General features: G+C 71.6%; 16 protein-coding genes. 5 read left to right on the plus strand and 11 right to left on the minus strand.

Annotated elements, in window-relative coordinates; translation table 11 throughout:
- Positions 1-148 precede the first annotated feature (148 nt).
- Positions 149-1,834, minus strand: a complete 1,686-nt coding sequence (recN, locus tag ACJQWL_RS10505) for a DNA repair protein RecN (protein ID WP_332702274.1) — start codon at positions 1,832-1,834, stop codon at positions 149-151.
- A 168-nt stretch (positions 1,835-2,002) separates the two neighbouring features.
- On the opposite strand from recN, the gene hrcA reads away from it, so the two are divergent.
- Both hrcA and grpE read left to right on the plus strand, forming a co-directional pair.
- Positions 2,003-3,055, plus strand: a complete 1,053-nt coding sequence (gene hrcA, locus ACJQWL_RS10510; protein ID WP_332702272.1) for a heat-inducible transcriptional repressor HrcA — start codon at positions 2,003-2,005, stop codon at positions 3,053-3,055.
- A gap of 291 nt (positions 3,056-3,346) precedes the next feature.
- The gene (gene grpE / locus ACJQWL_RS10515) at positions 3,347-3,862 is read left to right on the plus strand and encodes a nucleotide exchange factor GrpE (protein WP_411300888.1); all 516 of its coding nucleotides are present in this window, start codon (positions 3,347-3,349) and stop codon (positions 3,860-3,862) included.
- Between the two features lie 266 nt (positions 3,863-4,128).
- Here grpE and aceB read toward each other — a convergent pair whose 3' ends face one another.
- On the minus strand, positions 4,129-5,763 hold the full coding sequence (gene aceB, locus ACJQWL_RS10520; RefSeq protein WP_330969425.1) for a malate synthase A: 1,635 nt from the start codon (positions 5,761-5,763) through the stop codon (positions 4,129-4,131).
- Positions 5,764-5,880: 117 nt separating this feature from the next.
- On the opposite strand from aceB, the gene ACJQWL_RS10525 reads away from it, so the two are divergent.
- Positions 5,881-6,837, plus strand: a complete 957-nt coding sequence (locus ACJQWL_RS10525) for a LysR family transcriptional regulator (RefSeq protein ID WP_330969424.1) — start codon at positions 5,881-5,883, stop codon at positions 6,835-6,837.
- Between the two features lie 3 nt (positions 6,838-6,840).
- On the opposite strand, the gene ACJQWL_RS10530 is transcribed toward ACJQWL_RS10525, so the two are convergent.
- From ACJQWL_RS10530 to arfB, 3 genes are all read right to left on the minus strand, one after another.
- A complete protein-coding gene (locus tag ACJQWL_RS10530) occupies positions 6,841-8,238 on the minus strand; it encodes a glycosyltransferase (RefSeq protein ID WP_330969423.1) in 1,398 nt (465 codons plus the stop codon).
- A gap of 319 nt (positions 8,239-8,557) precedes the next feature.
- A complete protein-coding gene (locus ACJQWL_RS10535) occupies positions 8,558-9,187 on the minus strand; it encodes a lysophospholipid acyltransferase family protein (RefSeq protein WP_330969422.1) in 630 nt (209 codons plus the stop codon).
- Complete coding sequence (gene arfB, locus ACJQWL_RS10540) at positions 9,178-9,606, minus strand: alternative ribosome rescue aminoacyl-tRNA hydrolase ArfB (protein ID WP_330969436.1); 429 nt, start codon at positions 9,604-9,606, stop codon at positions 9,178-9,180. The genes ACJQWL_RS10535 and arfB overlap by 10 nt, the downstream gene beginning before the upstream one ends.
- A gap of 137 nt (positions 9,607-9,743) precedes the next feature.
- Between arfB and ACJQWL_RS10545 the strand changes: the two genes are divergently transcribed.
- The gene (locus ACJQWL_RS10545; RefSeq protein ID WP_411300889.1) at positions 9,744-10,301 is read left to right on the plus strand and encodes a DUF2059 domain-containing protein; all 558 of its coding nucleotides are present in this window, start codon (positions 9,744-9,746) and stop codon (positions 10,299-10,301) included.
- Positions 10,302-10,306: 5 nt separating this feature from the next.
- Here the strand turns inward: ACJQWL_RS10545 and ACJQWL_RS10550 are convergent, their stop codons facing one another.
- The 5 genes from ACJQWL_RS10550 to oleC all read right to left on the minus strand — a co-directional run bounded on the left by ACJQWL_RS10550 (position 10,307) and on the right by oleC (position 16,374).
- The gene (locus tag ACJQWL_RS10550; RefSeq protein ID WP_330969420.1) at positions 10,307-11,086 is read right to left on the minus strand and encodes a pseudouridine synthase; all 780 of its coding nucleotides are present in this window, start codon (positions 11,084-11,086) and stop codon (positions 10,307-10,309) included.
- A gap of 121 nt (positions 11,087-11,207) precedes the next feature.
- Complete coding sequence (gene ubiB, locus ACJQWL_RS10555; protein WP_330969419.1) at positions 11,208-12,881, minus strand: ubiquinone biosynthesis regulatory protein kinase UbiB; 1,674 nt, start codon at positions 12,879-12,881, stop codon at positions 11,208-11,210.
- Positions 12,878-13,525 carry a ubiquinone biosynthesis accessory factor UbiJ gene (locus tag ACJQWL_RS10560; RefSeq protein ID WP_330969418.1) on the minus strand — a complete coding sequence of 216 codons (648 nt, stop codon included), beginning with the start codon at positions 13,523-13,525 and terminating at the stop codon, positions 12,878-12,880. Before ACJQWL_RS10560 ends, ubiB begins: the two co-directional genes overlap by 4 nt.
- Before the next feature lie 67 nt (positions 13,526-13,592).
- A complete protein-coding gene (gene oleD / locus ACJQWL_RS10565; RefSeq protein WP_330969417.1) occupies positions 13,593-14,591 on the minus strand; it encodes a 2-alkyl-3-oxoalkanoate reductase in 999 nt (332 codons plus the stop codon).
- Between the two features lie 121 nt (positions 14,592-14,712).
- Positions 14,713-16,374: an olefin beta-lactone synthetase gene (oleC, locus tag ACJQWL_RS10570; RefSeq protein ID WP_411300890.1), complete on the minus strand. Its 1,662-nt coding sequence runs from the start codon at positions 16,372-16,374 to the stop codon at positions 14,713-14,715.
- 160 nt (positions 16,375-16,534) lie between these two features.
- On the opposite strand from oleC, the gene ACJQWL_RS10575 reads away from it, so the two are divergent.
- Entirely contained in the window at positions 16,535-16,930 is a 396-nt protein-coding gene (locus ACJQWL_RS10575) for a YkgJ family cysteine cluster protein (protein ID WP_330969336.1), read from the plus strand.
- A gap of 91 nt (positions 16,931-17,021) precedes the next feature.
- Here ACJQWL_RS10575 and ACJQWL_RS10580 read toward each other — a convergent pair whose 3' ends face one another.
- Positions 17,022-17,921 carry an alpha/beta fold hydrolase gene (locus tag ACJQWL_RS10580; RefSeq protein WP_330969335.1) on the minus strand — a complete coding sequence of 300 codons (900 nt, stop codon included), beginning with the start codon at positions 17,919-17,921 and terminating at the stop codon, positions 17,022-17,024.
- Positions 17,922-17,931 lie beyond the last annotated feature (10 nt).

The raw sequence follows: 17,931 nt of genomic DNA on the forward strand, positions 1-17,931 counted from the left end.
GGCGATGGATGTCGCTGCGCCTGATCCGTCCTGCGGCTACCGACGCGGGACGTTCTTGTAGGAGCGGGGCATGCCCGCGACATGCCCGCGATTGGGAACGACGCGGCGACGTGGATCGCGGGCATGGCCCGCTCCTACAAATACAAAATCAGCTTACGTCGCTGAGCAGGCGCTTGGCCGCGGCCCGCGCCTCGCGGGTGAGTTCCACGCCGCCGAGCATCCGCGCCAGCTCCTCCTGGCGCTGTGGCGCGTCGAGCAGCTGCACCGCGCTCTGGGTGACGCCTTCACTGGCGGCCTTGCTGACCCGGTAGTGCGCATGCCCCTGCGCGGCGACCTGCGCCAGGTGGGTCACGCACAGCACCTGCCGCTTGCTGCCGAGTCCACGCAGTTTCTGCCCGACAATCTCGGCGACGCCGCCGCCGATGCCCGAATCGACCTCGTCGAACACCATCGTCGGCACCGCATCCAGCCCGAGCGCGGCCACCTCGATCGCCAACGAGATGCGTGACAGCTCGCCGCCGGAGGCGACCTTGCGTAGCGGGCGCGGTGGCTGGCCGGGGTTGGCGGCGACCAGGAACTCGACCCGCTCGGCGCCCTGCGGATCCGGGCGGTCGCCATCGATCGATTCGATCTCGATCTCGAAGCGCCCGCCGCCCATACCCAGTTCGGCGATCAGGCCGGTGGTGCTGCCCGACAGGGTCTGTGCAGCCGTGCGCCGGGCGACGCTCAGGATCTCGGCCGCGCTGTGCCAGGCCTGGTGCGCGGCGCTGATTTCGGCATCGAGCTTCTGCAGGCGCAGACCGGCACCGCGCAGGCCCTCCAGTTCGGTGTTCAATGTCTCGCGCTGGGCCGCCAGTTGCTCGGGCTTGACCCGGTGCTTGCGAGCCAGGTCATGGATGCGCCCGAGTCGCTGTTCGATCGTGACCAGCGCCGCGGGGTCCAGGTCGAGGTTGCTGCGCACGCGGTCGAGCAACGCGACGGCTTCGTCGAGCTGGATCGCGGCGGTGTCGAGCATGCCGTCGACATCGCCCAGGCGTGGTTCATGCTCGAGCACGCGCTGCAGGTCGCCGCGCACCTGTTGCAGCGACTTCGACAGCGACGGCCCGTCCTCGCCGCCGAGTCGTGCAAACGCGGCGTCGCAGGCGTCGATCAGGCCGGCGGCATGGGCGTGGCGGCGGTGGTCGGCGTGCAACTGCTCGATCGATTCGGGCTCCAGCGTTTCACGCTCCAGTTCGGCGTACTGGTGCTCCAGCCAGTCGATCCGCTCGGAGACATCGCCTTGAGCTGACAAGCGCTCGCGTTCGCGCAGCAGGCCATTCCAGCGTTGCGCGGCATCGGCGACGGCGGCGCGTTCGCTGTCGGTGCGCCCGAACGCGTCGAGCAAGGCCAACTGGCTGGGCCGCGACAGCAGCGCCTGGTGCTCGTGCTGGCCGTGGATCTCGACCAGCCGCCCGGCCAGCTCGGACAGTTGCCCGACCGTCACCGGGCGTCCGTTGATCCATGCCTTCGAGCCGCCATCGGCGCGGATCACGCGGCGGACCTGGCACAGCGCCCCCTGGCCGGCGTCGTCCTGCTCGTCCAGCTCGTTCTCGCGCAACCAGTCGCGCGCGAACGGCACGTCATCGAGCTTGAAGTCGGCGACCAGTTCGGCGCGCTCGGCACCGTGGCGGACCACGCCGCTGTCCGCGCGCAGGCCCGACAGCAGCCCCAGCGCATCGACCAGCAGCGACTTGCCCGCGCCGGTTTCACCGGAAATCACGGTCAGCCCCGGCCCGAAGCCGAGTTCGGCGGCGCTGACCACGGCAAATTGTTTGAGCGACAGATGGGTAAGCATGCGGCGGCGATTGTGACCGGTGAGCGGGCGAGGGGCCAAGCCCGGCGTTCGAGATGCCCTGTCATGCTGCGCAAAGCCGTCGCCCGGACTGCGACTGGCGCCGCCCGCCGGCCGCAGTCACGCAGCGAGCCGCTTGCGTCTCCTTGCTGCCGGGCTTATATCCACAGCATGAGCCGCAAGCCCGCCGACCCCACCCTCGACCCCCGCGCCCGACAGCTGCTGCGCACGCTGATTGCGCGCTACATCCACAGCGGCGAGCCGGTCGGCTCGCAGACCCTGGCCCGGCATGCGGGCCTGGACGTGAGTCCGGCGACCATCCGCAGCATCCTGGGGGACCTGGAGGAGATCGGGCTGCTCAGCGCCCCGCACGCCTCCGCCGGACGCATCCCGACCGCCCAGGGCTACCGGTTGTTCGTGGATTCGCTGCTGAAGGTGCAGCCGCTGCCGGAGGGCGACATGGCGCGGCTGCGCGACGAGCTCACGGCCGGGTCGGGCACGCAGGCGCTGCTCGGCGGCGCCTCGGAACTGCTGTCGGCGATGACCCGTTTCGTCGGCGTGGTCAGCGTGCCACGGCGCGAGCAGTTCGCGTTCCGGCGGATCGATTTCGTCCCGATCGACGCCCAGCGCGTGCTGGCGATACTGGTGTTCGCCGACAATGAGGTGCAGAACCGCATCATCCAGACCCGCCGCGCGTTCGACGCCGGCGAGCTGGAGCGGGTCGCCAACTACCTCAATACCCATTTCGCCGGACGCTCGGCCGGCGACATACGCATCGCGCTGCTGCATGACCTGAAGTCGGCCCGCAGCGAAATGGAAACGCTGCTGGCGCAGTCGGTCGAACTGGCCGAGCAGGTGCTGATTCCCGGCCACGACGACATGGTGCTGGCCGGCCAGACCCGGCTGATGGGCGTACAGGAGCTGGCCGACCTGGACCGGCTGCGGGAGCTGTTCGAAGCCTTCGCCCGCAAGCGCGAGATCCTGCAGCTGCTCGAACGCACGATCAGCGCGCCGGGTGTGCGCATCTTCATCGGCGAGGAAACCGGGCTGGCGCCGCTGGAGGGCATCTCGCTGGTGACCGCGCCCTATGCCGCCGGCGGCCAGGTGCTGGGCGTGCTCGGGGTCATCGGACCGACCCGCATGGCGTACCAGCGGGTAATCCCGGTGGTGCAGGCCGCGGCCGACGCGCTGGGCGAGGCTCTGGCGCCGGAGCGCTCGGGCTAGGGCGGCTTTGACGCGGATCCAGGAGCGGTTTTGACGCGGATCAACGCGGATCAGAACAGATGAAAAATAGAGATGGCAAGGGGCGCCGGGCGGGCCGAGGACCGGGCCCCGGCTGCCGTCCCTGCGGCGTTGCCCCGACGTTGTTTTGGTCAGACCCGCTCTTATCCGCGTTCGATCCGCGTTGATCCGCGTCAAAAACAGCTCACGCAAGCTTGAAAAGGCCCGACCCGGCCCCATTGCTCGTGCTTGCTACGGACAACGCGCCCAAGCGCGCCAGGATCTGAATCGAGCATGACCACAGAACCCATGAAGGAAGCGGCCGAGCAGGCCGCCGTCGAAAACGAGATGTCCCCGCTGGCCGCGGAGCTCGAAGCCGCCCAGGACGAACTGGCCCGGCTGCGCGCGGATTCGCTGCGCGAGCGGGCCGACCTGGAGAACCAGCGCAAGCGGCTCGAGCGCGAGCGCGACATGGCACGCAAGTTCGCCAACGAGCGCCTGCTGGGGGAGCTGCTGCCGGTCATCGACAGCCTCGAGGCCGGCCTCAACGCCGCCGGAGGCGAGCCCGGCGCACTCCGCGAGGGCATGGAGCTGACCCTGCGCCAGTTGCTCAAGGTGGCCGGGGACAACGGGCTGGTCGCGGTCGATCCCGCCGGGGAGGCGTTCGATCCCGAGCAGCACCAGGCGATGAGCATGGTCGAGAACGCCGAACACGCGCCCGGCCACATCGTGCAGGTCTACCAGAAAGGCTGGCTGCTGAACGACCGCCTGCTGCGCCCCGCGCTGGTGCTGGTGTCAAAGCACGACTGACAGCACCTGCAGGAGCGGGGTACGCCCCCCACCCGGGGGGGGTGGGGTGTGGGCTGGGGTCTTGTGGGAGCGGCTTCAGCCGCGATCGGAACGGGGCGTGGCTACGATGGATTGGGGTTCGCGGCCGGAGCCGCTCCTACAGGGGTGGCGGTCGGTTTCTGTAGGAGCGACGTGAGTCGCGATCGGAAGTCGGTGGTGGCGCGGTTGTCGGGGTGGCGCGGTCGCGACTCACGTCGCTCCTACAAAGGGGGGTGGGGTGTGGATGCTCAGTCCAGGCGTGCGTATGCCGGCAGGGTGAGGAAATCGGCCAGTTCGTCGGCGTGGGTCAGGCGGTCGAGCATCCCGATGGCTTCGTTGATGCGGCTGGCGCCGGGCAGGTTGAGGCGGTCGGCCAGCTTGCTGGGCAGGCCGATCAGCGCGCGCTCCAGCAGCGCGAAGTCCACTTCGCTGCCGTCGTCCAGGTGCAACCCGTCGGCGTGCAGCCACTGCCACAGCTGGGCGCGGGCGATCTCGGCGGTGGCCGCGTCCTCCATCAGCCAATGGATCGGCACGCAGCCGTGGCCATCCAGCCATGCGGCCAGGTAGCGCACGCAGACCTCGACGTTGTCCTCGAAGCCTCGCCGGGTGATGGTCCCGCGCGGCACCGCCAGCAGGTCGGCGGCGTCCACGCATACCTCGTCGCGGGTGACGTGGTGCTGGTGCGGGCCATGCATGCGCTCGTCGAACACCGCACGCGCGAGCGGGATCAGCGCCGGGTGCGCCACCCAGGTGCCGTCGTGGCCGGCGGTGACCTCGCGCACCTTGTCGGCGCGCACCTTGGCCAGCGCGGCGTCGTTGGCGTCAGCATCGCCGCTGATCGGAATCTGCGCGGCCATGCCGCCCATCGCATGCGCGCCGCGCCGATGGCAGGTCTGCACCAGCAGTTCGGAATAGGCCCGCAGGAAAGGCTGGTCCATCGTCACCTGGCCGCGCTCGGGCAGCACGCGGCCGCGGTGGGCGCGCAGGGTCTTGATGGCGCTGAAGATGTAGTCCCAGCGTCCGCAGTTCAGGCCGACCACGCGGGTGCGCAGCGCGTGCAGGATCTCGTCCATCTCGAACGCCGCCGGCAGCGTCTCGATCAGCACGGTCACCTTGATGCTGTCCGCCGGCAGTTCGAGCACGCCCTCGGCATGGGCGAGCACCTCGTGCCACAGCGCGGCTTCCTCCATGCATTCCAGCTTGGGCAGGTACAGGTACGGCCCGCGGTCGCGCCGGGCCAGTGCGTGCGCGTTGTGGAACAGGAACAGGCCGGCGTCGAACAGGCTCGCCGCCATCGGCGCGCCGTCCACCGTCACGTGCTTCTCGTCCAGGTGCCAGCCGCGCGGACGCACGATCAGGACCGCCTGCTGGTCCCGTGGCTTGAGTGTGTAGTGGCGGCCGCCGTCGGGCGCCATCCAGTCCAGGGTGCCGGCGACGGCACGGCGCAGCGCGTGCTGCCCGGTCAGCAGGTTGCGCCAGGTCGGGCTGGTGCTGTCCTCGAAGTCGGCCATGTAGCACTGCGCGCCGGAATTGAGGGCGTTGATCACCATCTTGGGATCGACCGGGCCGGTGATCTCCACCCGCCGGTCGAGCAGCGCGGCCGGGATCGGCCCGACCCGCCAGTCGCCGGAGCGGATCGCGGCCGTGTCGACGCGGAACCGGGGCAGCGCGCCGCCGTCGAACCGGGCCTGGCGCTGGCGACGGGCGTCCAGGCGCGACTGGCGCCCATCCTCGAACGCCCGCTGCAGTCCGACCAGGAACGCCAGCGCCTCCGGGGTCAGCAGCCGCTCCTGGCCCGGCTGCCGGGCATGGACCTGGATACCGGCGAGCGGTTGCGGGGTGCCCAGCGGGCGGGCGGTGGCGTTCTGGAGGACTGCCGACATGGTCGGGCTCCTGGCAAGGGGGCCATGACCATGCGGTACCGTCTGGTATTTGACAAACCAGAGTTGTCAATACGTGGTATTTGTTTTGCTTATATCTAGTTTAAAAGCTGGCCCCGCATGCCCCCCAGCCACCGCTTCGCCTACAAGGGCGACCGCCTCAAGCCCTTGCGTGCGTTCTGCCAGACCGCGCGCCTGGGCTCGGTATCGCGTGCGGCCGAGGCGCTGTTCCTGTCCCAGCCGGCGGTGACGCTGCAACTGCAGGCACTGGAGCGCGAAATGGGCCAGCGCCTGCTGGAGCGCAGCGGGCGGCGGCTGGTCCTCACCCCCGAGGGCGAGGCGCTGTACGAACTGGCCCGCCCGCTGGTGGAGGGCTTCGAGGGCCTGGATGGCGCCTTCAAGGAGCGGCTGCGGGGCATGGATGCAGGCGAGCTCAACGTCGCCGCCGGCAGCTCGACCATCCTCTACCTGCTGCCGCGGATCGTCGCGGCGTTCCGCGCCGCCCACCCGGACGTGCGACTGAGCCTGCACAACGTCACCGGCGCGAGCGGCCTGGACCTGCTGCGGTCGGACGCGGTCGACCTGGCGGTGGGTTCGATGCTGGACGTGCCGGCGGACCTGGACTACGCGCCGGTGTACCGCTTCGACCCGATGCTGATCACCCCGCCCGACCACCCTCTGGCATCCCGGCCGGACCTCACGCTGGCAGACCTCTCGCCGTACGGGCTGATCCTGCCGCCGCAGCGGCTGACCACCTACCGGCTGGTCGACCTGGTGTTCCAGCGCAACCGGGTGCCGTACACGGTGGCGCTGGAGGTCGGTGGCTGGGAGGTGATCAAGCAGTACGTGGCGATGGGGCTGGGCATCAGCATCGTCACCGCGATCTGCCTGACCGAGGCGGACCGGGCGCGGCTGGCGGCGCGCTCGCTCGCCGAGTACTTCCCGTCCCGCAGCTACGGCGTGGTGGTGCGCAAGGGCAAGTACCTGAGCCCCCAGGCGAGGGCCTTCAGCGAACTGATCCAGCCGGCGCTGTTCGAACGTGGCGGCTACGACGACACCGGCCAGTCCGGGCGCTGAGGCCTACCGCCGCAGCCGGCGCGTCCTGAGCGAGCGCTTCAGCGCGAAGCCGAGCACGATGCCCAGCTCCTGCAGCATCAGCGCATAGCGCAGCGGGGTGAACAGCACCGCCTTGCCCAGCATCGCGCCACGGCGCCCACGCGGCGTTACCGCCAGCAGCACCCCGAACGCCACCGCCATTTCGGCGGCCACCACCGCGGCCAACCATGCCCACTGGCCCAGCACGGCCAGGGCCATCAGGCCGATCGGGAACACCACCTTCTCCACCGCACCGAAGAACAGCGCCCAGCCGATCGGCCGGCCGTGCTGCCGGGTCAGGCGCTCCCCGAACGGTTGGCGGTAGGCTTCCGCGACCCGGCGCAGCTCCCGCCCGCCGGGCTGCTCGACGGTGGCCCGCTGCCGCCACTGCCCCCACCAGCGGCGTGGCCAGCGCAGCGGGCTGCGAAGCAGGCTGTCGAAGTCGTGGCCCGCCTGCAGGAACGCCAGCGTCTCGCGCCGGGCGTGGGCCGGCAGCTGCATCACGTCGCCACCGATGGTGCGCACCTGCACCTCGGCCAGCTGCAGGTTGCGGTAGCCCACGTTGTTGAGCGCGAAGCCGATGAACAGGTCGGGCAGGCCGGTGAGGTCGTCGCCATACACCGGCTCGTAGCGGTCGAAGACGTCCTTGAGATACCGGCGCCGGTACGCCACCGCGCTGCCGCTGCGGTGCGCCACGCCACCGACCAGCGCCATCAACCCGCGGTTGAGGAACTGCTGCTGGAACCCGGCCACGGTCTCGCGGTAGGCGTTGCCCGCCCACCACAGCAGCCGGTGCAGCGGATCCTCCGGCAGCAGGGGGTCGAGGTAGGGATCGCCGCCCACCCAGCGGCGGAACTCCGGCATCGCCGCCCATGCCCGCCGATCACTCGCGCGCATCGGCCACGCGGCGCCGGTGGCGCTGGCAATGCCCACGCCCTGGTACAGCTCGCGCACGCAGCGCTCGATGTAATCGGGCGACTCCAGCACGGTATCGCCGTCCAGGGCGAACAGCACGTCGCCGTCCAGTTCGCGCGCCTGGCGCTTGAGCGTCGGGGCGCGTCCGATCGACCACATCCGACCCACCACCGCCAGCGACATGCCGTTGGCATGCGCGAACTCGCGGGCGATCTGCACGGTGTGGTCGCGGTCGGAACCGCCATCGTCGACCAGCATCACCTGGCGCGGGCGCAGCGTCTGCCGCGCCAACGCGGCCAGGCAGTAGGCGATGCTGTGCTGGTGCCGGTCGGCGTGGATGACCACGTCCACCGTCGCGTCCTGCCAGCGCTCGACCGGCGTCGGCACGGTCGGATCCGGCCCGCGCCAGAGCCCGACCGCGCTGAGCAGCGCGGTGGGATTAAGCGCGAACAACGACGGCGTGCCCATGGCGTTCCCCCGTGCCGACACAACGCCTTGGCGCAACGCACGCGCGCAGACGCAGCCGTTCCGTCGCACCCCGATCCGCGATGAATCCCGCGACTGCCTGCACTGGTCTCCCCTTTGCCGCGACGGGCTCCATCCCGGACGGCGCGAACACCGTCGAACTGGGAACTACGCCGCAAGAAGCGTGCCAAACAGGTCACGGGTGGAACGGGGAGGCGGCGGCGGACGGCGGGGGGACCCGCGGGGCGAACACCCGGCCCGCCAGGGCGACGGCGACGGCGCGCATGACCCTCTGCGGCAGGAGCCGCCGGTCAGGGCCCGATCAGGGCGTGCCGTGGTACTTGCCCTGCCACGGCCGGTACCACTCGCGGATGCGCGCGAGGTCGGCCTCCATGTCGTCGGTCAGCTCGAACGGCGGGCCGATCCCGATCACCTTGTCGGGATAGTGGAAGTACGCGGGTACCACCGGCACCCCCGCGGCCCGCGCGATTTTCCAGAATCCCGGCTTCCAGCGCTCCACCCGCCGGCGCGTGCCCTCCGGCGCCAGGCCGATCCACAGCCGCTCGGCGTCGATCACCCGCCCGGCGGCCTGCTCGACCACCCCGCGCGCCGCGCTGCGGTCGACCGGGATCACGCCGAACGCGCGCAGCATCGCCCCCAGCAGCGGCACGCGGAACAGCGAATGCTTGCCCAGCACGGTGAGGTCCAGGTCCATCGCGGCCTTGGCCGAAAACCCCCAGATGCCGTCCCAGTTGGTCGAATGCGGCGCGCCGATCAGCACCGCCTTGGGCACGTCGGGCAGCGCGCCGACCATGCGCCATCCCCCGAGCCGCAGCGCGGTCAGCCCCATCCAGCGGGTGAGCGGGTGGTGGCCGGCGCGCGGCACCCGCGGCGGCAACGGCAGGACGCGGGCGCCCCCGGGTGGGTGCGGGGGCGGCGCACTCAGTCCCATGTCTGGGCGCCGCGTCCGCGCTTGACCGTGCTGCGCTCGCGCTTGGCCCCCAGTCGGCGCTCGACCGAGCCCCGGGTGGGCCGCGTGGCAACGCGCTTCTTGGGCGCCACCATGCCGGCGGCGATGAACGCGGCCAGTCGCTCGCGGGCGTCCTGGCGGTTGCGGTCCTGGGTGCGGAAGCGCTGGGCGCTGATCACCAGCACGCCCTCACCGGTCACGCGACGGTCGCGACGCGCCAGCAGCCGTTCGCGCACCGGCTCGCTCAGCGTGGGCGAGCCGGCGATGTCGAACCGCAGTTCCACCGCGGTGGCCACCTTGTTGACGTTCTGCCCGCCCGGGCCGGTGGCGCGCACGAAGCGCTCCACCAGTTCGGACTCGGGGATCGACGGTGCGCGCGGCGCGCTCTTGGTGGGCGGCATCGGCAGGGACATGCGGCCAGGACGGGAACCAGGCGTGGGATTGTAGGGCCTTGCGCCGGCATGGCCGGCCACGGCACGTTGACGCCCGCGCCCGCGGCCGGGAGGATGCAGGCCTCATTCCAGGAAGGAGCTGCACCATGCGTCTTAAGATGTCCGCCCGCCCCCTGCGTGCACTGGCCTGTGCCGCCATGCTTGCCCTCGCCGCCCCCGTGGCCTTCGCCGCACCGCCCAGCGACGCCCAGGTCGACGAGCTGATGGAGGTGATGCGGGTCGAGCAGTCGCTCGACGGGATGTGGCCGCAGATCGAAGCCATGCAGCAGCAGGCCGCCGCGCAGGCCGCCGCCGGCAAGCAGCTGAGCGCCGGACAACAGGCCGAGATCCAGGCCACGCTGGGCCGGATGATGGCCGGCATGCGGGCCGCGATGGCGTGGGAGAAGGTGCAGCCGGTCTACCGCGAGATCTACGCCAAGTCCTTCGACGACGCGGACGTGGCCGCGCTGGTGGCGTTCTACCGCAGCGAAGCGGGCCAGAACCTGCTCGACAAGATGCCGCAGCTGATGCAGAACACCATGGTCGCCACGCAGCAGTTGATGGCGCCCGCGATGCAGCAGATGCAGCAGGAGATCGAGACCCAGGCCGCCAAGGCCGCCGCTGAAGGCGAGGCCGAGGCGAGCGACGCCGACAGCGCCAAGTAACCCGGTCAGGCGGCCGGCGTCCCGTCCAGTGGCGGGACGCCGGCCGTTTTGTTTTCCGCCGCCTCCCGCTCGGGGGCGACGGCTACCTCGCCGTCGCCCGGGCCGAACAGGTCCAGGGCGCGCTGGAACTGCGCGTCCACGGGTGCGAACACCTCGACCGCCCGGCCATGCAGTGGATGGGCGAACGCCAGCCGTCGCGCGTGCAGCAGCATGCGGTGGATGCCGAGCATCCGGAACGTGCGGTTGTGGCGGCCGTCGCCGTGGCTGGTGTCACCTACCAGGTGGTGGCTGGCGTGCTTGAGGTGGCGGCGGATCTGCCGGAACCGGCCGGTCTCCGGACGGGCCGACAGCCACGCGTAGCGCGAGGTCTCGAAGCCGGTCGAGGGCAGCGCGAGTTCCGCCGTCGCCAGCCGCTGGAACCGGGTAACTGCCGGCTTCTTCAGCGGCTTGCCCGGCCCGCCGTCCAGGTCGTGGTCGATGGTGAACGCCGTCGGCTCCGGCCAGCCCCGGCAAACCGCCCAATAGTCCTTCTCCACCTCGCGCGACATCAGCACCTTCCCAAGCGCCGATGCCGTCGCGCGGTCGAAGGCCAGCAGCAGGCAACCGCTGGTCGCGCGGTCCAGCCGGTGCACGAGGAAAACCGGTTTGGCGAACTGCTCGCGCAACCGGTCGGCGGCGAAGTCGGTCTCGCCCCGGGCCAGCGCGCTGTCGTGGACCATCAGCCCGGCGGGCTTGTCGACGACGGCCAGGCAGTCGTCGCGGTAGAGCACCTCCAGGGCGGTCACGTCGCCACCCGGGCAGCCCTTGCATCACCAAGAGGAGCGACTTCAGCCGCGATCCCGCCGCAAGGTGCCCTTCGACAGCCTGAGATCGCGGCTGAAGTCGCTCCGACGGAAAGCCGTCCGGTCATCGCCGCGGCCACGCCGCGAGCAGCGCCCACAGCCCGCCGAGTCCGGCGATCCACGCCGAGGCCGGTACCGACCACAGCGACGGACCGCCCGCCTCAAGGCCGTACAGCACCGCCGCCACGATCAGCAGGCCGGTGCCGAGGATGGCCGCGACGGTGCGCCGCTGCGCCTCGCGCACCGACCGGTTGAGTTGGGCGAGGTCGTCCGAGCGCATCCGCAGCTCGTGCTGGCCCTCCACCTGCTGGCTGAGCCAGGCATGCAGCAGCCGCGGCATCTCGGGGGCCCGGGTCACCAGTTCCGGCAGCCGCTTGCGGAACTCCGCGGCCAGCCGCTGCGGGCTGTAGCGCTCCACCAGGATGCGCTGCAGCACCGGCCGCGCCACCGCCCAGATGTCCAGCCTGGGGTCCAGCAGGCGGCCCACGCCCTCGATGTTGAGCAGGGTCTTCTGTAGCAGGATCAGTTGGGGCTGCAGGGTCAGCTCGTGGCGCTGGGCGACCTTGAACAGCTTGACCAGCACTTCGGCCAGCGAGATCTCGCTCAACGGGCGGGTGAAGTACGGCTCGCACACCGAACGCGCGGCGGCCTCCAGCTCGTCGATGCGCACGTGCGCCGGCATCCAGCCGGCCTGCACGTGAAGCTCGGCGATGCGGCGGTAGTCGCGGTTGAAGATCGCCATGAAGTTCTCGGCGAGGTAGTACTGGTCCTCGTCCGAGAGCTGGCCCATGATCCCGAAGTCCAGCGCGATGAAGCGCGGGTTGTCGCGACGCGCCGGGTCGCTGTCGACCCAGATGTTGCCGGCGTGCGCGTCGGCGTGGAAGAAGTTGTCCCGGAACACCTGCGTGTAGAACACCCGCACGCCCTTGGCCGCCAGCGCCTTGCGGTCGATACCCGCCTCGTCGAGCGCGACGATGTCGTCGGAGGGGATGCCGCGCACGCGCTCCAGGGTGAGCACGCGCTCGCCAGTGTGGCTCCAGACCACCTCGGGCACGTACAGGTCGTCGCTGTGCTGCCACAGCCGGCGCAGCACGCTGGCATTGGCGCCCTCGCGCTGCAGGTCAAGTTCCGCGGCCAGGGTGTGCTCGATCTCGGCCACCACCTCGCGCGGGCGGATCTTGTCGGCGTGGGGATGGGTGTGCTCGACGAGGCCGGCCATCGCCTTGAGCAGGCCGACGTCGGCGGCGATCTGGCGGCGGATGCCCGGGCGCAGCACCTTGACCACCACCTCGCGCGCCGGCGCGCTGGCGGTCGCAGCCAACACCGCGGCGTGCACCTGGGCGATCGAGGCCGAGGCCAGCGGCGTGGTGTCGAAATGCTCGAAGGCCTCCGCAACGGGCATGCCCAGCGCCTCCTCGACGATGGCCTGCGCGGCCTGGCCGTCGAAGGGTGCGACGCGGTCCTGCAGCAGGGTCAGTTCCTCGGCGACATCGGGCGGCACCAGGTCGCGCCGGGTCGAGAGGATCTGCCCGAACTTGACGAAGATCGGCCCGAGTTCCTGCAGCGCCATGCGCAGGCGCGCGCCGCGCGGCATGGCCTGCACCTCCCGCGAGGCGCTGGGCACGAATGGCCGCGCCAGCTTCAGCCAGCGCTCGGCAGGGGTGTCGTCGGCCAGCGCGTCCAGCCGGTAGCGCAGCAGGACCCGGCCGATGCGCCAGGCGCGCAGCGCCGACTTCATCGCGGCGCCCCGTCGCCCAGGCGCGACACACGCGCGGCAAGCCGCTCGACATCGTCACGCAGCGCGTCGACGTCGTCATGGAAGGCGTTGAGCTCGGCGCGTCCGACCACGTCGCGCGATTCCTCGGTCACGTATTCGGCGGCGTTGGTCGCCAGCGCGGCTCCGGCGCCGCGCGCATGCCGCAGCGCGCCGGCAACCGCCTGCGCCACCTGCACGCCGACCACCTCGCCCAGCACCGCCACGAACGGTTGCTGCCAGTCCGGGTCGAAGCGTCCGGCCATCCGTTGCAGGCGGCGCGCGAGGTCGGCATCGCCCTCGATGCGCAACTGGCCCACCGGCGCGGCGCGGTCGCTGCGCAGGAACGGCAACTGCGACAGCAGTCCGCCCAGCGTGCTGCGCACCGACAGGTCGACCTCGCCCGCCTCCGGCACCGGCCCCACTTCGAGCCGGTCACCGGCCACGCGCACCTGCAGCGACAGTGGCGGCGAGGCCAGGTGCAGTGCGACGCTGCGCCCATCCAGCGCGGGCAGCCCGTCGCGGGTCTCGGGATCCAGCGCCAGCGCGCGATTGAGCGCTGCCTGCAGCGCGCGGCCGGCGATCGGCTTGAGTGCGTCCAGGGGGGTCGACGGGGGGCTCGGGGTCATGGCCGGCATTCTAGCGGGCGCGTGCCGTGGCCTCTTCGCGGGGCTCGCACGCCCCCAGCGACCCGGGTCAGTCGCGTGGACGCCAGCCCGCGGCCAGGCGCTGCAGCCCGTGCTCGAACGACACCTGCGGCACGTAGCCGAAGTCACGCGTGGCCGGCGCCATGTCGTACCAGTGCGGGGTGACCAGCTGCTCGGCCAGGAACCGCGTCAGTGGCGGCTCGCCCTTGAGCGGCAACACCGACCACAGGCCTTCGCAGGTCGCGCCGATCGCGTAGGCCAGGGGGAATGGCAGGGTCTTCTCCACCGGGGGCGCACCGACCGCGGCGAGCAGCCGGTTGAGCGTCTCGCGCATGGTCAGCGGTTCGCCATTGCTGATGAAGTAGGCGCGGCCCGCGCAGGCCGCGCCCGGCGCCAGCTGCTGGAAGGCATCGAAATGCGCCTGCGCGGCGTTGTCGATGTAGGTGGTGTCGACGCGGTTGCCGCCATCGCCCACCAGGCGCAGGCGGCCGGTACGCGCGCGCTGCACCAGCCGCGGCAGCAGCTGGTTGTCGCCCGGGCCCCAGATCAGACGCGGGCGCAGCGCGACCGTGGCGAGCGCAGCGTCGTTGGCGGCCAGCACCGCGCGCTCGGCGATCGCCTTGGTGGCCGCGTAGGGCGCCTTGAAGCCCTCGCCATAGGGCACCGTGTCGGCGGTGCCGCCCTCCACCGGGTGGGTGGCGCGATGGGTCACGCTGGGCGTGGAGGTGTACACGAGCCGGCCGATGCCGTGCGCACGGCAGGCGGCGATCACGTTTTGCGTACCGACCACGTTGGCGCGGTGGTAGTCGTCGTACGGCCCCCACGCACCGGCCTTGGCGGCGTTGTGGAACACCGCTTCGCTGCCCGCCGCCGCCGCGTGCACCGCGGCGGCATCGGCCAGGTCGCCGCGGTGCTGCAGCACGCCCATCGCATCCAGCTCGGCGTAGTGCCCGCGATTGAAGCTGGCCACCTGGTGGCCGCGCTCGACCAGTCCGCGGCACAGCGCCTGCCCGAGGAACCCGCCGCCCCCGGTGACGAGGATTTTCATCCGGGAGTCTCCATGCCGCGCGGTGCACCTGTAGGAGCGGCTTCAGCCGCGATCGGTCGCCACCGTCGCCCCGCCGTCTGCACGACCGCGGCTGAAGCCGCTGCTAGAAGGGCTCCTGCGCTCATTGCCGGGTGGCCCACACCGCCAGCTTCTCGCGCCCGATCTTGGCGTTGTGGCGGATGTCGACCGGGAACCCCGGGTGGCGCAGGAAATGGTCGATGGCGCCGGTGTGCACGTGGCCGCGGCCCAGTGCGCGCAGTTCGGCTTCGATTCGCGGCCACTGCCCGCGCGGCACGCCGGCCGCGAGCTCGACGCACAGTACCGGCCGTTGCGCACCGCGATCCCCCGTGCCGACCAGCGCGGTGCGGCGCACGTCCGGGTGCAGGTTGAACACCGGTTCGACCTGCTCGGTGTACAGCGGGCCGGCGGCGGTCTCCACGCGGTGCGACTTGCGCCCGCAGAACCACAGCCGCCCCTCGCCATCGACGTAGCCGACATCGCCCATGCGGTGCACCACGCGCTGGTCGCCGCCGGGCAGGCATTCGACGATCTTGGCCAGCCGCGTCTGCGCGTGGCGGTTGAAGTAGGTGTCGGTGGCGGTCGGGCCGGCGACGGTGATCTCACCGACCTGCCCCGCGGGCAGTTCCTCGACCTCCGCCCAGGTCGGCAGCGCGTCGTCGCTGATCGCGATGATGCGCACGGCGTTGGGCGCGACCGCGCGGCCGACGCAGGTGCCCGCACCGCTTTCGGTCGCCGCGCGCGTGGCCTGCAGCTCGCGCGCCTCGATGACCGCGACCGGCAGGCATTCGGTGGCGCCGTAGGGCGTCCAGAACGAGGCATCGGCAGGCAGAAGGTCGCGCATCCCCGCGACGACGTCCGCCGGTACCGGTGCGCCTGCCGAGGTCACCCGGCGCAGCGTCGGCAAGGGTTGTCCATGCGCGGCCAGCACCGCCATCAATGCCGGCGAGCCGAACAGCTGGTCGACGCCGAAGCGCTCGATGGCGTCGTGCAGCCTGCGCGGGTCGGCACGCGCGGGTCGCGTGGGATCCATGTCCGGGATCACCGAGGTCAGCCCCAGCGCGGGGTCGAACAGGGCGAACGGCGGGAACGTGGGCAGGTCGACGCCACCGGGCTCGATGCCGAAGGCGGTGCGCAGCATGTCGACCTGGGCGACAAGATGGCGATGGCGGTAGACCACGCCCTTGGGCACCCCGGTGGAGCCGCTGGTGAACAGGATGGCGGCGACGTCGTCCGGCGCGGTCGCCGCCAACTGCGGGCCGGCGTCGGCACCCGCCGTCTCCACCTGCGCCAGCGTCGCCCCGGCCAGCCACGGCCGCGCCCCGGTGGTGATCCGTACGCGCGCCGAGCGCGCCCAACCCAGCGCCACGCGCGCGGCATGGGCCAGCGGGATGCCGATGAACGCCTCCGCGTCGGCCTCGCCCAGGCACTGCCGCAGCGCACGTTTGTCGATGCCCGGGTCGACCAGCACCGGCACCGCGCCTGCCTTGAACAGCGCGAACATCAGCAGGAAGAACTCGGGCGAGGGCCGCACCATCACCACGGTGCGCGTCCCGCGGGCCACGCCGTGGCGTGCCAGGCCGGCAGCGATCGCATCGCTGCGCGCATCCAGCTGGGTGTAGGTCAGGGCCTGGTCGTAGCGGGCCCTGCCGCCCGCACCGCGCCCCCCGGGGCAGCGCAGCGCGACCTGCCCGGGCTGGGCGGCCGCCAGCCGGGGCAGCGCGGCGGCGATGTTGCAGGGTGAGGCGTCGGGCGCTGGGGTCATGGCCCCATTGTCGCCGCTGAACCGTGCAGGCGCGGCACTTGCGCGCGGCGCAGGAATCCACAGAATCCCGCAACCGACCTGCGCCAGCCCCCCGGCGGCCCGGCCCGAACGAGCGCCGCTGGTGTATCCCGATCCCCGTCCCGTGGCGCCGACCCCGGTCGTGCCCGCTGTCCCCAGCCCGCACCCGTGCCTGGCCTGTGGCGCGTGCTGCGCGCATTTCCGCGTGAGCTTCCACTGGTCGGAGGCCGATCCCGACATGGGCGGCAGGGTGCCGATCGAGCTGACCGCGCCGCTGCGCAGCCACGAACGTGTCATGCGCGGCACGTCGCAGGCCGCGCCCCGGTGCGTGGCGCTGGATGCGCAGATCGGTGTGTATTCGCGCTGCGGCATCCACGACCGGCGCCCGTCGAGCTGCGCCGCGGTGCCGGCGTCGTGGGAATTCGGCGCGGCCAGCGCGCAGTGCGACAGGGCGCGGCTGGCCCACGGGTTGCCGGCGCTGAAGCCGGATGATTGGGCGGGCGTGCCGGAGACGGTGCGCAATCCGCTTCCGGAGTGATGGCGGCGGCTCCTGTAGGAGCGACGTAAGTCGCGACCACGAACTCCGGCGTGCGGCGCAGGTCGCGACTCACGTCGCTCCTACATCGGACTCAGCGCGGTAGCGGGTTCGCGTCCAGGAACGCGCGGATCGCCGGCACCAGCACCTCGTGCCTGTCTTCCAGCACGTAGTGGTTGGCATCCTCGAACGCATGCACCTGCGCCCCTGGCAGCGCGCGGGTGAAGCCGTCGAGGAAATGCCGGTCGAACACGAAGTCGCGCAGGCCCCAGCCGATGAAGGCCGGGCGGTCGGCGTAACCCGGCAGCACGCGGGCGGATTCGGCCAGCAACGCCCACGCCGGGTCGCCCTCCCGCAGCGGGATGTCCTGCATGAAGCGCAGGGTGCTGATCGCGTTGCGCCAGCCGTTGTAGGGCGAGATGTAGGCGCGGCGCACCTCGCCGGGCAGCGCGCGCTCGGTGCCGAACCACGCCGCGCCCCGGGCGAACAGGTTGAACGCGCGGATCAGGAAACCGCCGACTTGGGAGTCGCGTCCCAGCGTCAGCTGCCAGGGCATCGGCTTGTCGGCGGGCAACGGGAACGCGGCGGTGTTGAGCACCACCAGCCGGCGCACGCGCGAGGGGTCGCGCAGCGCCCAGCCGAACCCGACCATGCCGCCCCAGTCGTGCACCGCCAGCGTCACCGGGCCGTCGATGCCCAGGTGTGCGAGCAGCGCATCGAGGTCGTCGACACGCGACTGCAGGGTGTACTCGTAGTCCGCATCGCCGGGCCGGTCAGACAGGCCCATGCCGACATGGTCGGGGACGATGCACCGGTAGCGGTCACGCAGCGCGGACACCAGGTGGCGCCAGTAGAAGCTCCACGACGGATTGCCGTGCAGCATCACCACCACCTCGCCATCGCGCGGGCCTTCGTCCAGGTACGACATGCCGATGCCGGGGCGGACGTGGAAGCGCTGCGGGGCGAAGGGGTAGTCGGGGTAGGCGTCGGTCATCGGGCGGCGG

The organism is Novilysobacter viscosus (genome assembly GCF_046600715.1).
Classification (GTDB): Bacteria; Pseudomonadota; Gammaproteobacteria; order Xanthomonadales; family Xanthomonadaceae; genus Lysobacter_C; species Lysobacter_C viscosus.